This is a genomic window from Streptomyces caelestis, assembly GCF_001279005.1.
In the GTDB taxonomy this organism is placed as follows: domain Bacteria; phylum Actinomycetota; class Actinomycetes; order Streptomycetales; family Streptomycetaceae; genus Streptomyces; species Streptomyces heliomycini.
Window position 1 is genome coordinate 1 of the sequence record NZ_LGCN01000133.1, and the last position, 280, is coordinate 280.

The 280-nt window shown below is 80.7% G+C and carries 1 protein-coding gene; it reads left to right on the plus strand.

All coding sequences use genetic code 11. From position 1 onward, the window contains the following. On the plus strand, positions 1 to 280 hold a 280-nt coding region (locus ADK41_RS13740; RefSeq protein ID WP_159043968.1), incomplete at both ends, for an acyl carrier protein.

Sequence of the window (280 nt, forward strand, 5' to 3'; positions counted from 1 at the left end):
GGAGCGCGGCGAGGCCACGGTCGTCCCGCTGCGGGTCGACACCGCCGCCCTGCGCACCCGCACCGACGAGGTCCCCGCCCTCCTCCGCGCCCTCGCCCCGACCGTCCGCCGCGCCACCGCAGCCGCCACCGACGGAGCGGCAGGGGAGGAAGTCCCCGCTCAGCGGCTGGCGGCCCTCCCGGCCGGCGAGCGGCGCCGTGCGGTGCTGCAGCTGGTGCGCTCGCAGGTGGCGGCCGTGCTGGGGCACGGTTCGGCCGAGGCGATCGGACCCGACCGCGCC